The 13,502-nt window shown below is 65.8% G+C and carries 16 protein-coding genes; 7 read left to right on the top strand and 9 right to left on the bottom strand.

All coding sequences use genetic code 11. The features are described from left to right. The first annotated feature begins 55 nt into the window (after positions 1 to 55). Positions 56 to 1,477: a M20 family metallopeptidase gene (locus tag LXE91_RS13395; RefSeq protein WP_039358782.1), complete on the top strand. Its 1,422-nt coding sequence runs from the start codon at positions 56 to 58 to the stop codon at positions 1,475 to 1,477. A 35-nt stretch (positions 1,478 to 1,512) separates the two neighbouring features. Next, the gene (locus tag LXE91_RS13390; protein WP_039358784.1) at positions 1,513 to 2,799 is read left to right on the top strand and encodes an MFS transporter; all 1,287 of its coding nucleotides are present in this window, start codon (positions 1,513 to 1,515) and stop codon (positions 2,797 to 2,799) included. A gap of 77 nt (positions 2,800 to 2,876) precedes the next feature. Here the strand turns inward: LXE91_RS13390 and LXE91_RS13385 are convergent, their stop codons facing one another. Together LXE91_RS13385 and LXE91_RS13380 are read right to left on the bottom strand one after the other, a co-directional pair. Then, complete coding sequence (locus LXE91_RS13385; RefSeq protein WP_039358787.1) at positions 2,877 to 3,929, bottom strand: NADP(H)-dependent aldo-keto reductase; 1,053 nt, start codon at positions 3,927 to 3,929, stop codon at positions 2,877 to 2,879. A 147-nt stretch (positions 3,930 to 4,076) separates the two neighbouring features. Continuing rightward, positions 4,077 to 4,514: a PaaI family thioesterase gene (locus LXE91_RS13380; RefSeq protein WP_039358790.1), complete on the bottom strand. Its 438-nt coding sequence runs from the start codon at positions 4,512 to 4,514 to the stop codon at positions 4,077 to 4,079. A 178-nt stretch (positions 4,515 to 4,692) separates the two neighbouring features. On the opposite strand from LXE91_RS13380, the gene LXE91_RS13375 reads away from it, so the two are divergent. Together LXE91_RS13375 and LXE91_RS13370 are read left to right on the top strand one after the other, a co-directional pair. Then, complete coding sequence (locus LXE91_RS13375) at positions 4,693 to 5,181, top strand: winged helix-turn-helix transcriptional regulator (RefSeq protein ID WP_039358793.1); 489 nt, start codon at positions 4,693 to 4,695, stop codon at positions 5,179 to 5,181. Between the two features lie 340 nt (positions 5,182 to 5,521). Then, the gene (locus tag LXE91_RS13370; protein ID WP_039358796.1) at positions 5,522 to 6,145 is read left to right on the top strand and encodes a phospholipase D family nuclease; all 624 of its coding nucleotides are present in this window, start codon (positions 5,522 to 5,524) and stop codon (positions 6,143 to 6,145) included. Positions 6,146 to 6,251: 106 nt separating this feature from the next. On the opposite strand, the gene LXE91_RS13365 is transcribed toward LXE91_RS13370, so the two are convergent. After that, positions 6,252 to 6,470, bottom strand: coding sequence for a hypothetical protein (locus LXE91_RS13365; RefSeq protein WP_076841741.1), 219 nt, complete (start codon positions 6,468 to 6,470; stop codon positions 6,252 to 6,254). 274 nt (positions 6,471 to 6,744) lie between these two features. On the opposite strand from LXE91_RS13365, the gene LXE91_RS13360 reads away from it, so the two are divergent. After that, positions 6,745 to 7,716, top strand: a complete 972-nt coding sequence (locus LXE91_RS13360) for a GGDEF domain-containing protein (protein WP_039358800.1) — start codon at positions 6,745 to 6,747, stop codon at positions 7,714 to 7,716. 66 nt (positions 7,717 to 7,782) lie between these two features. On the opposite strand, the gene LXE91_RS13355 is transcribed toward LXE91_RS13360, so the two are convergent. The 5 genes from LXE91_RS13355 to LXE91_RS13335 all read right to left on the bottom strand — a co-directional run bounded on the left by LXE91_RS13355 (position 7,783) and on the right by LXE91_RS13335 (position 10,330). Further along, a complete protein-coding gene (locus LXE91_RS13355) occupies positions 7,783 to 8,256 on the bottom strand; it encodes a VOC family protein (RefSeq protein WP_027787493.1) in 474 nt (157 codons plus the stop codon). A gap of 163 nt (positions 8,257 to 8,419) precedes the next feature. After that, the gene (locus tag LXE91_RS13350) at positions 8,420 to 8,962 is read right to left on the bottom strand and encodes a hypothetical protein (protein WP_039359022.1); all 543 of its coding nucleotides are present in this window, start codon (positions 8,960 to 8,962) and stop codon (positions 8,420 to 8,422) included. A gap of 178 nt (positions 8,963 to 9,140) precedes the next feature. After that, complete coding sequence (locus LXE91_RS13345; RefSeq protein ID WP_039358804.1) at positions 9,141 to 9,383, bottom strand: hypothetical protein; 243 nt, start codon at positions 9,381 to 9,383, stop codon at positions 9,141 to 9,143. Positions 9,384 to 9,591: 208 nt separating this feature from the next. Beyond that, on the bottom strand, positions 9,592 to 9,900 hold the full coding sequence (locus LXE91_RS13340) for a phosphatidylserine/phosphatidylglycerophosphate/cardiolipin synthase (protein ID WP_039359025.1): 309 nt from the start codon (positions 9,898 to 9,900) through the stop codon (positions 9,592 to 9,594). Positions 9,901 to 9,946: 46 nt separating this feature from the next. After that, a complete protein-coding gene (locus LXE91_RS13335; protein WP_039358806.1) occupies positions 9,947 to 10,330 on the bottom strand; it encodes a VOC family protein in 384 nt (127 codons plus the stop codon). An 86-nt stretch (positions 10,331 to 10,416) separates the two neighbouring features. Between LXE91_RS13335 and LXE91_RS13330 the strand changes: the two genes are divergently transcribed. Then, positions 10,417 to 11,160 (top strand): DUF695 domain-containing protein, encoded by a 744-nt coding sequence (locus tag LXE91_RS13330; RefSeq protein ID WP_039358809.1) that lies wholly within the window; start codon positions 10,417 to 10,419, stop codon positions 11,158 to 11,160. Between the two features lie 430 nt (positions 11,161 to 11,590). On the opposite strand, the gene LXE91_RS13325 is transcribed toward LXE91_RS13330, so the two are convergent. After that, complete coding sequence (locus LXE91_RS13325; RefSeq protein ID WP_176731172.1) at positions 11,591 to 11,953, bottom strand: hypothetical protein; 363 nt, start codon at positions 11,951 to 11,953, stop codon at positions 11,591 to 11,593. Positions 11,954 to 12,518: 565 nt separating this feature from the next. On the opposite strand from LXE91_RS13325, the gene LXE91_RS13320 reads away from it, so the two are divergent. After that, positions 12,519 to 13,319 carry a VUT family protein gene (locus tag LXE91_RS13320; protein ID WP_223274370.1) on the top strand — a complete coding sequence of 267 codons (801 nt, stop codon included), beginning with the start codon at positions 12,519 to 12,521 and terminating at the stop codon, positions 13,317 to 13,319. Positions 13,320 to 13,502: the final 183 nt, after the last annotated feature.

The raw sequence follows: 13,502 nt of genomic DNA, 5'->3' as shown, positions 1-13,502 counted from the left end.
TCACGCTGCCTGCCCGATCCGGCGCATGCGGCGAAGCCGTCAGAGGAGACACGACTTGAGCCGTACCGCCGCCATCCAGCACGCGCTGAACCAGTTCGAATCCGGTGCGTTCTTCACGACCCTGAGCCGCCGCGTCGGCCTGCGCACCGAAAGCCAGGAAAGCGGCAACGGTGCCGCCCTGCGCGCCTACCTCACCGACGAGATCGCCCCCGAAGCCGCGCGCCTCGGCTTCACGTCGCGGATCGTCGACAATCCCGTCGACGGCGGCGGCCCGTTCCTGCTCGCCTCGCGCCACGAAGACGACGCACTGCCGACCGTGCTGATCTACGGGCACGGCGACGTCGTGCGCGGCTACGACGCGCAGTGGCGCGCACCGCTGTCGCCGTGGACGCTGACGGCCGACGGCGACCGCTGGTACGGCCGCGGCAGCGCCGACAACAAGGGCCAGCACACCATCAACCTGGCCGCGCTGGCGAGCGTGCTCGACGCGCGCGGCGGCCGGCTCGGCTTCAACGCGAAGCTGCTGATCGAGATGGGCGAGGAAACGGGTTCGCCGGGCCTCGACGCGCTGTGCCGCCAGGAGCGCGACGCGCTCGCGGCCGACGTGCTGATCGCGTCCGACGGCCCGCGCATCGCCGCCGCGCGCCCCACGGTATTCCTCGGTTCGCGCGGCTCGGTCAATTTCAAGCTGACCCTGCGCGCCCGCGATGGCGCGCATCACTCCGGCAACTGGGGCGGGCTGCTGCGCAATCCGGCGATCGTGCTCGCGCATGCGCTCGCGAGCCTCGTCGACGCACGCGGCGCGATTCGCGTCGCGGGGTTGCGTCCGCCGCCGATCCCGGCCGCCGTGCGCGATGCACTCGCCGACCTCTCCGTCGGCGGCGGCCCCGGCGATCCGGCGCTCGACGCCGACTGGGGCGAGCCCGGCCTCACCGCGGCCGAGCGCGTGTTCGGCTGGAACACGTTCGAGATCCTCGCGTTCAAGGCCGGCAACCCCGAGCACCCCGTCAATGCGATTCCGCCCGCCGCGTACGCGCACTGCCAGTTGCGCTTCGTCGTCGGCACCGACTGGGAAGCGCTGCACGCGCATCTGCGCGCGCACCTCGACGCGCACGGCTTCGCCGACATCGAGATCGACGTCGAACGCGGCGCACCGGCGACGCGCGTGCCGCCGGACGATCCGTGGGTCCGCTGGGCCGTCGCGTCGCTCGCGCGGACCACCGGCAAGAAGCCCGCGATCCTGCCGAATCTCGGCGGCACGCTGCCGAACGAAGTGTTCGCCGACACGCTCGGGCTGCCGACGCTGTGGGTACCGCACTCGTACCCGGCGTGCTCGCAGCACGCACCGGACGAGCACCTGCTCGCAAGCGTCGTCAGCGAGGGGCTGCAGATGATGGCCGGCCTCTTCTGGGATCTCGGCGACGACGCGCCGACCGCTCGCCGCGCGGCGCCCGCCGCGGCCGGCGCCGCCCTGTAACGCGCTTCACCCCTTTCACGGGACCTGCATACACGATGAATACGACCACCCTGACCTCGCAGGAAGCCGCCCGCCCCAGCGCCGCGAAGATCCGGCGCATCATCTTCGCGGCGTCGATCGGCAACGCACTCGAATGGTTCGACCTGATCGTCTACGGCTTCTTCGCGGTCACGATCGCCAAGCTGTTCTTCCCCGCCACCAGCGAAGCGACGTCGCTGATGCTTACGCTCGGCACGTTCGGGCTGTCCTACCTGATCCGGCCGATCGGCGGCTTCGTGCTCGGCGCGTACGCGGATCGCGCGGGCCGCAAGGCGTCGCTGCTGCTGTCGATCGCGATGATGATGGCCGGCACGCTGCTGATTGCGCTGATGCCGACCTACGCGTCGATCGGCATACTCGCGCCGCTCGGGATCATGCTGTCGCGGCTGATGCAGGGCTTTTCCGCGGGCGGCGAATTCGCGAGCTCGACCGCGTTTCTCGTCGAGCACGCACCGCAGCGGCGCGGTTTCATGTCCAGCTGGCAGTTCGCAAGCCAGGGCCTCGCGACGCTGCTCGCATCGGGCTTCGGCGCGTTGCTGACATCCACGCTGACGACCGCGCAACTCGAAAGCTGGGGCTGGCGGGTGCCTTTCCTGTTCGGGCTCGCGATCGGCCCGGTCGGGCTGTACATCCGCCGCTACGTCGACGAAGGCGTCGAGTTCAAGACGCAGGCGCGCTCGGAAGCGCCCGTGCGCGAGCTGTTCGCGCAACAAAAGGTGCGGGTGCTGCTGTCGATCGGCGCGCTCGTCATCTCGACCGCGATCAACTACATGATTCTGTACATGCCGACTTACGCGATCAAGCAACTCGGGCTGCCCGCATCGACGGGCTTCGCGGCCACGCTCGCGACCGGCTTCGTGCTCACGCTCGTCACGCCGATCGTCGGCCATCTGTCGGATCGCACCGGGCGAATCCGCATGATGGCGGTCGCGGCGGTCCTGATGCTCGTCACCGTGTACCCGACGTTCGCGTGGCTCACGCGTCACGCGTCGTTCGCGACGATGCTCGCCGCGCTGGTCTGGATCGGTGCGCTGAAGGCGATGTACTGCGGCGCGCTGCCGGCGCTGATGGCCGAGCTGTTCCCGTCGCAGACCCGCGCTACGGGGCTCGCGGTCAGCTACAACACGGGGGTCACGGTGTTCGGCGGCTTCGCGCCGTTCGTCATCACCTGGCTGATCAGCGCGACCGGCAACCGGCTGTCGCCGGCGCTCTATCTGATGGGCTGCGCACTGCTGAGCCTCGCTGCGCTGTTCGTGGCGCGCACCCGGCTCAAGATGCGATAACGGAAGAAACGGCGGCGCAGGGCTGTGCCGCCGGTGCGGCCCGTCGCGGCATCGCTGCCGCGCGGGCTGCGCGCCATTTACGGCGCAGGGTTCGGCTGCAGTTCGTGCTGCGCGTCGATCTCGGCGAGGACCTCGTCGGACAGCTTCACGTCGACGCTGCCGATGTTCTCCTTCAACTGCTCGAGTGACGTCGCCCCGACCAGGTTGCTGCGCGTGAACGGCCGGCTGTTGACGAACGCAAGCGCGAGTTGCGCAGGCGACAACCCGTGACGCCGCGCGAGCGCGACATAGCGCGACGTCGCCTCGACGGCCTGCGGCTTGCTGTAGCGCTGGAAGCGTTCGAACAACGTGATGCGTGCGCCGGCCGGACGCGCGCCGTTCTCGTACTTGCCGGACAGCCAGCCGAACGCGAGCGGCGAATACGCGAGCAGGCCGACGCCGTCGCGGTGCGTGAATTCCGACAGCCCGTTCTCGAACGTGCGGTTCAGCAGGCTGTACGGATTCTGGATGCTCGCGATGCGCGGCAGCCCGAGCTTCTCGGCCGCGCGCAGGAACTGCGCGACGCCCCACGGCGTTTCGTTCGACACGCCGATCGCGCGCACCTTGCCGGCCTTCACGAATTCCGCGAGCACGCCGAGCGTTTCCTCGATCGGCACCGTATAGGCGTCGTCGACCCACGGATAGGCGGGACGGCCGAACGTCGTCGTGCTGCGATCGGGCCAGTGCAGCTGGTAGAGATCGACGTAGTCGGTCTGCAGGCGCTTGAGGCTGCCGTCGAGCGCTTCGGTCAGGTTCTTGCGGTCGAACTGGTTGCCTTCGCCGCGGATATGGCGCGGATTGTGCGGCTGCCGCGCCGGCCCGGCGATTTTCGTCGCGAGCACGATGCGCTCGCGCTGCGCGCGATGCTGCGCGAGCCAGGTGCCGATGTACGCCTCGGTGCGCCCCTGCGTATCGGGTTTCGGCGGCACCGGATACATCTCCGCGGCATCGATCAGCGTGACGCCCTGCCCGATCGCGTAGTCGATCTGCTCGTGCGCATCGCGCTCCGAATTCTGCTCGCCCCACGTCATCGTGCCCAGGCCGATCAGGCTGACCTCGATGCCCGAATCGCCAAGTGTGCGGTATTCCATGCTGTTCCTGTCGCGTCGGTGGAAAGCAGGAACGCTATCACATTGAAGCGACCGCTTCAGACAGGCCCCGCCTACGCTTACAGGCGGCCTTCGGCGCCGGCAAGGAGGTTCACGCGCCGGCCCGGGCGATGGCGTTGCCGCCCGCGGTTACTGCGGCCGCTGGATGAAGCAGGTTGCCGACGCATGCGCGACGATCTTGTCGTCCGCAGTCTTCAGCGTACCCTCCGCGACGCCCAGCGAGCGCGACAGGTGAATCACGCGCCCTTCCGCGACCAGGTCGACATCGCGCGGCACGGGCCGCAGCATCTTCACATGCAGATCGACCGTGCCGTAGCCCACGCCCGCATCCAGCATCGAATGCACCGCACACCCGGTGACCGAGTCGAGCACCGTCGCGGCGAACCCGCCGTGCACGCCGCCGAGCGGATTCAAATGCCGGCCGTCCGCCCGCGCCGAAAATTTCACATAACCGAGCTCGACGTCGAGCGGACGCATCGGGATCGTCTCGGAAATCGATGCGAGCGGCGCATCACCCGATACCGCCGCGCGCAGCAGATCGAGACCAGACAGGGAAAGCGGGTTCATCGGGTTGTCTCCGGGTTGAAAGCGCGTTGCCGCGCGAGTAAGTTCTAAATTGGAACTGATTATTGACAACGACCGCTGCCGTTGTCAACGTGGTCGGGCCCGTTGCAACCGAAGACGGGTTCTATAATCGAACCCACTATTTCGCTGAACCGCAGCAAAGGATGCAAGAGACTCGACGATGAAATGGGATGACATCGGCACGCTGAACTGTTCGGTCGCGCGTACGCTCGCCGTGCTCGGCGACCGCTGGACCATGCTGATCCTCCGCAACGCGTTCCTCGGCTGCCGCCGCTTCGACGCGTTCCAGACCCAGCTCGGCCTCACGCGCCATGTGCTGGCCGAGCGGCTCGCGCGACTCGTTGACGAAGGCGTGCTGGTCAAGCGCGCGTATCAGGAGCGGCCGCCGCGGTTCGAATACCGGCTGACGGACAAGGGGCTCGACCTCTACCCGACCCTGCTCGCGCTGACGGCGTGGGGCGACCGCTGGAAAGACGACGGCCAGGGGCCGCCGGTGCAGCTGCGTCACCGCACTTGCGGCCATCTGATGCATGCGGTCTACGTATGCTCCGCGTGCGGCGAACCGCTCGACGCACACGACGTGCAGCCGGAGCGTGGCCCCGGCTGGATCGCAGCCGAGGCAGCCGGGGCGCCCGCGGACGAGCATTGATGCAGCGTCGTGCATCCGTGAATGAACGCGTAACGCACACGGATCGTTAGTCGCACTCACGCTGCTGTTGCGTGCCGCGCCGAGCCCGCCCGGCTGCACTCGCGCAGGGCTCGTACTCTCCCACTCCGCCACCAGCGCACGCCCAATCGCGCGCTGCCATCGCCCCCACCCGCTGATCAACCCGATCACGCACGCGAATCCTGCACAACGCAACTTTGCGTCACCGCCTCTGCCATCACGGTCATCGCGATGACGCATCCCGTCTCATCCACGCGTGACCGGGCCGCCACGTCTGCGTTACACTCACGGCCCGCTGTCTCGAAATTGTTCGCTGTCCAAGATGTTGTTGCGCAATCGCCTCGCCGCTGCCTGTCTCGCCGCCTCCCTGCTCGCCACTCCGTTCGCCGCCTTCGGCAAGACGCAAAGTGAATCACTGCTCCAGCAGGCGATCGACCTCGTGTCGCGTTGGCTGCCGGCCCCCACCCACGAAGCACCCGCGACACAGGTCGTCGAATCGGCGTTTTCGCCCGACGGCGGTGCCGAGGCGCTCGTGCTAAAAGCGATCGGCGCCGCGCGCAGCTCGATCCGCGTCGCCGCGTATTCGTTCACGTCGCCGCCTGTCACGCGCGCACTGCTCGCCGCCAAGCGACGCGGTGTGAATGTCGCGGTGGTCGTCGACGACAAGGGCAATCGCGCAAAGAGCAGCAAGCAGGCGTTGAACCTGCTCGTCAACGCCGGCATTCCGACGCGGACGATCGACGCCTATGCGATCCATCACGACAAGTACCTCGTGATCGACGCCGAGCACGTCGAAACGGGCTCGTTCAACTACAGCGCATCGGCGGCCAGCCGCAATTCCGAGAACGTCGTCGTGGTGTGGAACAACCCGCAACTCGCGTCGCGTTATCTCACGCACTGGCAAAGCCGCTTCGACCAGGGCACGCCGTACCGCTCCAGCTACTGAGGCAGGCCGCGGGGCGCTCGCCCCGGGTTCGATCCGCCGTGCTGCTGATGATCGGCGAGCGCGGTGCGAAGCTCAATTCAGCCGAATGGCCAGCGCGCCGCCACACTCAATGGATGTCGGGCGTCCGTCCGTTCGCCGCACCGGCGTGCGTCGTCAGTGCACACCGATTCGTCTGTCCGCTCGCGCCGCTTGCCGAAGACGTCGGCGAGCCGCCGGGCAGCGCACTGCTCACGCAAACGACGCCGAATGCCAGCGTGTTCTGAACCATCGGATAAAGAAGATACAGCGCAAACGCGAGATAGCCCGCGTACAGAAATCGAACCATGGTGCGATGGGTAGCGATGAGAAGCGATGACCGAATGGACTCGCCCTGTTTACGGCACTGCACCGCGCACCTTGAGGTACCGCGCCTCCGATTGCGCATCGGTGCGAAACGCGGGTCCATGACGCCCGCTTCTCCCCCCATCTGCATCGATTCGTGCCGGGGCGAAACCACCGGCAGGCGGATGTGCAACGTGGCGATCTGCCGAACAATGCGCGATACTGTCCGACATACGATCCTGTAACCGGCCTCGCAGCCGGGACAAAAGACCAGGCCCATGCAAATCGCACCGAAACCAGCCGACGAGGCGGCCCGGCTCGATACGCTTCATTCGCTCTCGATCCTCGACACGCCGCCCGAAGAGCGCTTCGATCGCCTGACGCGTCTCGCACGCAGGCTGTTCGACGTGCCGATCGCCCTCGTCAGCCTCGTCGACGACGATCGCCAGTGGTTCAAGAGCCATGCCGGGCTCGACGTCACGCAAACGTCGCGCGACGTGTCGTTCTGCGCCCATGCGCTGCTCGAGGGCAATACGATGGTGATTCAGGATGCGTTGAACGACAACCGCTTCCACGACAATCCGCTCGTCACCGGCACGCCCGGCATCCGGTTCTACGCCGGTCGACCGCTCACGGCGCCGAACGGCGCACCCATCGGCACGCTGTGCCTGATCGACACGCGGCCGCGCTCGCTCGAACCCGACGAACTCGCGCTGCTCGGCGATCTCGCCCACATGACCGAGCGCGAGATCGCCGCGCTGCATTTCGCGACCACCGACGAACTCACGCAACTGACCAACCGGCGCGGCTTCGAGATTCTCGCCCGCCACGTGCTGAGCCTGTGCGATCGCCTCGACCGTCACGCGGTGCTGCTGTTTTTCGACCTGAACGATTTCAAGTCGATCAACGACCGCTTCGGCCACGCGGAAGGCGACCGCGCGCTCAAGGCATTCGCCGATACGCTGACGGGCGCACTGCGCGACAGCGACGTGATCGCCCGGCTTGGCGGCGACGAATTCGTCGTGCTGCTGAGCGCCACCGATCCGGCCGACGTCGCCGAGCCGGTCGAACGCGTGACACGTGCGCTCGCGCTGCGCAACGCGGCCGACGCACGCGGCTATGACATCCGGTTCAGCGTCGGGCATGTCGACTACGATCCCGCAAACCATCGCGACGTGGCCGACCTGCTCGCCTCGGCCGATCAACGGATGTACGAGGACAAGCAGCGCGGCAAGACGGCAGGCACGTAAGCGCGGACGGACCGGGCGCAAGCGCCTGCCACCGCCCTGCCGCTCAACTGCCGTTGCGTGGTTGCATCAGCTTCCGCACGGCGGCGCGCTGGCCATGGCCTCCGCGATCTGCTCGGGCGTCAGGTCGCGCTGATGCGTCGCGAGCGACCATCGATGGCCGAACGGATCCTCGACCTGTCCGTAGCGATCGCCCCAGAACATGTCGGCAGCCGGGATCGTGACCGTCGCGCCGGCCGCGACCGCCTTCGCAATCGCCGCGTCGGTGTCCGGCACGTACAGGTGCAGGCAGACCGGCGTGCCTTTCAGTGCCTTCGGCCCGAGCGCGCCATGCTCGGGCATTTCATCCACCAGCATCAGTGTCGAATCGCCAATCACGAGGCACGCGTGCGCGAGCCGGCCGTCGGGCATCGCCAGGCGAAACTGTTCGCTTGCATTGAACGCGCGCTTGTAGAAGTCGATGGCCGCTGCTGCGCCGGCGCAGATCAGGTGCGGCGTCAGTGTGCGCATCCCTTCCGGGATCGGTTTGACGGACGTGGACATGGGTGTCGCTCCTTCGGTCGGTTGTCGTATCGGAATCGGGACGGACGCGCGATGCGCACGCCTCCGATGCTACGACGGTCGAACCCGGCGGAATTCGACACGGCGCCCGACATTTTTTTGTTTTTCTCGGATATCGGCGCACGTGGGTTCCCCGCATCGGGCGTCATCGGCCCGTTCGGTCGGTGTCGTTGTCCGGTACGCCGAACTGCCGACGACATGCCTCCAGCAATCCGGCCACCGCATCGAGCGGCAGATCGGCAAACCGGGCGATCGGCAGCATCACGCCACCCGGTACCTTGTTGCGCGATGAAAGCGCCGAGAACTGATAGCCGATGTAGCGATTTCCGGCCACGCTGATGATCCGGAATTCGGTGACGTCGCGCCACGGCGTGACGGGTTGCTCGCGCAAAGCCCCGATCAGCCTGAAGCCCGTCTCGTCGACATGCAGCGCCATCCTGCGCCGCGACGACACGAAGAAGGCAGCCCCCGCCAGCGCCAGCAACACGGCCAGTGCCGCCACCGGCCATAGCGCCGGAGCAGCCGCATAACCGCACAGGGTCGCCACGGCCAGCATCGCGCACACGATCGCCCTTCGTCTCAGGCTCCGGCCGTCGACCGCCAGCGTCACCGGCAACTGACCGACGACAGTTCCCGCGTCGGGATCCACACGCCAGCCGGAATCGGAGGTTTCGCTTTCGTCGTTCATCGCGCAATCGCTCACATCGACGACAACCGGCTCATTGAGGTCGGACACCCGATCGATGCGCCGAGACAGGCGGCATGTCGACAGGAAATGACCGGGATCGACGAAGGTAAGCAACGACGCACGACAACGCGCCTTCGTCCGCGCGGAACGGGCCACGCTTCGTCGGCATCGATCATGTTCAGTTGCACACCTTGACGGTGCCGTTCGTCGTGCATTGACCGATGGCCCAGTGACTCTGCCCTGCCAGATGAGGTGCCTGGCCGACGCCACGGATCGGCTCGGACGTCGACGATGCCGGAACGGCCGCGGCAGCCGACGCGGTGTCGGGCGATGGCAGCGGAGGCAGCTCGGGCGCGGTCTGGCAAGCCGACAGCGCGAGACAAAGATCGGATGCCAACAGGGCGATGAGCGGTCTGGACATGATCTCGTACGCGTTTGCGATATTCGCTTCCGGTAAAACGGGCTCGCTCAATATCACGTGCCCCGTCAGACCGTTCGGCGCAACCGCCGTTGCAGCATGACGGTCATCCAATGCTACTCCTCGCGATCGACGTCGCGCGAGCGGCCATTCGGCCAGCTGCCGCCATTCATGCGGCGGCACGCGCTCTCGCTGGCGCATGCCGGGCCGGTCAGATTTGCGGCAGGTCGCGCAAAGTGCGCGACTCGTTCGTTGCATCGATGTCGAGCTCGATACCTTCCGATGCATCGCGATACAACACGCGTTTCAGCCTAGGCCCGATCGCGGTGGCGTCCGATGCCGAGAAGATTGCGCGGACATCGTTTCCGGACGCGAGTGCACGCGCCACGTCCGCCACCGGCGCTTCGCTTGGCGTCGCCGCCCACGACCGGTCAGCCGGATTCACGGCCGCCCAGCGCACGTGCGTCACGCGCGCGCTGAGCGGATCGATTCGCACGCCATTCACCGCAAACGTCGACATCGGCATCTCCTTCGAATTTTTTGCGGTCCGCCATACCGATGCGCGGTCACGGACTGCCCCAGATCTCGCAGACGTTTCCCGCCGGATCCGCCACGGAAATCGCGATCGTGCCGTCGCCGTAGTCCCATTCGTTCAGGATACTGACGCGACACGATTCGAGTCGCGCGACGGCTTCCGAGACATGCGCCACTTCGATGGCCAGCGCAATGCCATGGCCGGTCGGACGAAACTCAGGGTACGGAAACTTGCCACCGCTACCCGTATGGATGGTCAGCGTCGCCCCATCCACGACAAAGCGATGCCACGGATTCCCCGCAGCCGACACGCCTTCGGCAAGCACGGGCAGCGCGAGCGCCAACCGATAGAAATCCACCACCGCCCGGAAGCGGTCGTCTTCGACCGGCACCAGGATGCCCAGACTCGCGATCATGTGCGCTCCTTCGGCCCACGCGATTTTCGATGATACATTGGGACGCTTTACAACCGTCAACAGACAATCGTGCACGGGAGAAACACATGACTGACGCCTGGGGAACCTTCCCTGCCAGAATGGGCGACCATCAGGCTTTCATCAGCTTCAACCACGGCTTTGCGGAAATCGCCGAAGGCGATCCGCGCACATCGCTGCTCAGCGTGCGCGTCCCCTTTGCGCATCCGACGCAGGAAGGCCTGCCGACCAGCGACGAATTCGCCGGTCTCGCGCAGATCGAGGATCTGCTCGACGCCACGATCACCGCGAAAGGTGGCGTGCAGGTCGGCCGCATCACCGTCGACGGCCATCGCGATTTCCTTTTCTACGTGCCGTTCGACGAAGAGGCAGCGACGGAGATCGTCGACGCGCTGGCCGATCAGACGACTTACGCACTGCAGTACGCGCACCAGGACGATCCGGACAAGGAAGCGTACTGGCAGACGCTCTACCCGACCGACGACGACTGGCTGATCATGCGCGACATGCGCGTGCTGGATGAGTTGCGAAAAAAAGGCGACGCCAGCGACATAAGCCGGCGCGTGATGCACTGGGCGTACTTCCCCGACCCGAGCGACGCGCATCAGTTCGCGGACTGGGCCGAATCGAAAGGCTATCCGGTCGAATCGGTTGCGCCCACCGAGGACGGCAAGTCGGCCGTCCGGTTTTCACATGAAGGCACCATGGCACTCGCCGACATCACGCGCCATACGATCGCGATCAACCACGAAGTGCGTGCACTCGGAGGGAATTACGACGGATGGGAAACCAGCGTCGAACAGGCTGGCTGAGCGGAGCGGCCTGCCCGCCGTGCGGCATGTGATGCAACGCATCCGGCGCAAAAAATATCCCGGCGGCATGCTTGCGCGCCGCCGGGACCAAGGCATCACCGGCCGAAACCGGCGATGGGCCTGAGGGTTCGCTCAGGCACGAGGAAAGCGATTCGTGCGGATCAGGCGAACGGATGCCGGGGCGCGCAATCGATGCGATCACGCTGCCCGCCGGACGCCTGTCCGGTTCCGTCGACGCAGCCTTCCCGCGTCGGACGGGCAAAAAGCCCCCGCTCCTGCGCGAGCGAGCGGGGAAATGGTTGACCGGGCCGGGGAAGAACGGTCAACCGGCCAAATTGTGAGCGTGGGCTGCGCAACGATCTGTGCGGCAACTCACCATTTGGTGACAATGCCGCAGCAATTGGTTCGCCCGCATGCCGCTCGGATCGCGTCACTGTCCGAGCGCAACGCCCCCAACCGGCGCGAGCTTCATCACGATGATCGGCGACCGCACAACGGCCCCGTTCGTCATCACGCCCTCGGCTGCGAGCGCACAGGCGTCGCGAGCACGTGCCTTGCCCGCCGTCGTGATGCGGTCGGTGGCCCGGATCTTGTACGGACGCGTAAACGACGACCACGTCTTGCCGTGAGCAATGCCATCGGCGAGATAGCGCGATCCGGCCAGTTCCCCCTTCATCCCCAGATCCCGGTTTCCGAGCTTCGTGAAGCCGTCCGCCAGCGCGCGATCCCAATCCTCGTCGGTCATGTCATTGCAGTGGCGCCGCGGCGAGAAGTCGCCCGAGATCCTGCTCACGCAGCGCGCCGGGGTTTCCGGCTTCGGTGGCCCCACTCAGCTTGCCCTCTTGATCGGGACGTCTCGCCGCAAAAATATTCCGCACGTTGGCGCATGCCCCCCCCAACGACGCTGCGCTCGAACGATACCGTGTCGGCCCGTCACTGGACGACGAAATCAAGGCGTCGTACTCCGCACGTTATCGTCGCGTACCCTGCATGCGCCCTCGCCACCCAGTGGCTCGTGACGTTCGCCAGCGCGCGTCTTCTTCACGTCTGACGCGATCATGTCGGCGCCGGGCCACCGGGCGTCGCTGCAACTCGTTGCCAGTGCAACGGGATGCAGGCAAAAAAATCCCGACTTCGTCATTGGTCGTCGGGATCGAACGGCCCTGCAAAGCATGAGGGCACGAGGAAGCCGACACATTACACCAATGTAAGATTGTTGAGCACCGTCGTTTGACGCCAAATCCCTGTCCCGTTCCGCCATTCATGCGCAAAGCGCGGCCAAAAACGAAAAAAGCCTGCTCACGCGAAACGCGAGCAGGCAAGAAAACGGATCAGCATTCGAGGCACGAGGGCTGTCCATGGAAGATAACGGCACGGGGCGCAAGAACCTTAGCCGGGACAGGAAACTTCGCAACATCACGTCGACGGGATACGGCCATCCAGTCTCGCGTCGGAGATCCATTGATGAAAACCGGCGACACAGTGACGATATCCTGTCGCTCGCCACCCTGGCCGTCCGCCAACCGTGCGAAGCTCCATCCGGCTTGCTCGTAGCGAAGCACCCGTCCGTCGAATCAGCCACGTATGGCAAACTTCGGCTCCGAATCGACGCAGCGCGCACTCTTCATTGCAGGGGAATCATGTACGTCTTGATCTATATCGCAGCAGTCGCTGTCGCGAACCTGATGGTCGCTCATTTCGGACCGGCTGCTACACCGATCATCGCGTTCTTTCTGATCGGACTCGATCTCGCGATTCGAGACCGGCTCCACCTGGACTGGCGCGGCCGCGCGCTTTGGTCGAGGATGCTTGCGTTGATCGCGGCCGCGGGCGTAGTCAGTTACGCGCTCAATCCCGCTGCCAAGGAAATCGCCCTCGCGTCTCTCGTTGCGTTCGGTTCGGCAGCCATGGCAAGTGCAATCGTATTTCAACTCGCACGTCGCTTTCCGATACTGGCGCGCGCCAACGGTGCGAACGTCGCGGGCGCGGCTGTCGACTCCATCGTCTTTCCGCTTATTGCGTTTGGGGCAGTGTTTCCGACGATCGCCGCATTGCAGTTCGTCGCAAAGGTGGCGGGTGGCGCTTTGTGGTCGTGGGTGGTTTTTCGAAACACCCGAACGGTTCAGGCGGGGATTGCGAGCAATGTGGTCGATCGTTAAGCGCGGGTTGTGCGTATAGCGGCATTGTTCGTTGCCGAGGTCGTCGTCGTTTCTGTTCGTCCAGGCGTTTCTCGATTCGACCAAGCTCACGATCACGGAACAAAGACCAGAGTGTCGTGTTGTTGGTCGGTTACGCGGACGGCACAACGATCGAATGAAGATCGTAAAGCGACGAGGCCTGTA

The sequence above is a fragment of the Burkholderia contaminans genome (assembly GCF_029633825.1).
Taxonomy (GTDB): Bacteria; Pseudomonadota; Gammaproteobacteria; order Burkholderiales; family Burkholderiaceae; genus Burkholderia; species Burkholderia contaminans.
The sequence above is the reverse complement of the archived record's forward strand: the minus strand, read 5'-3'. Positions and strand labels throughout refer to the sequence as shown.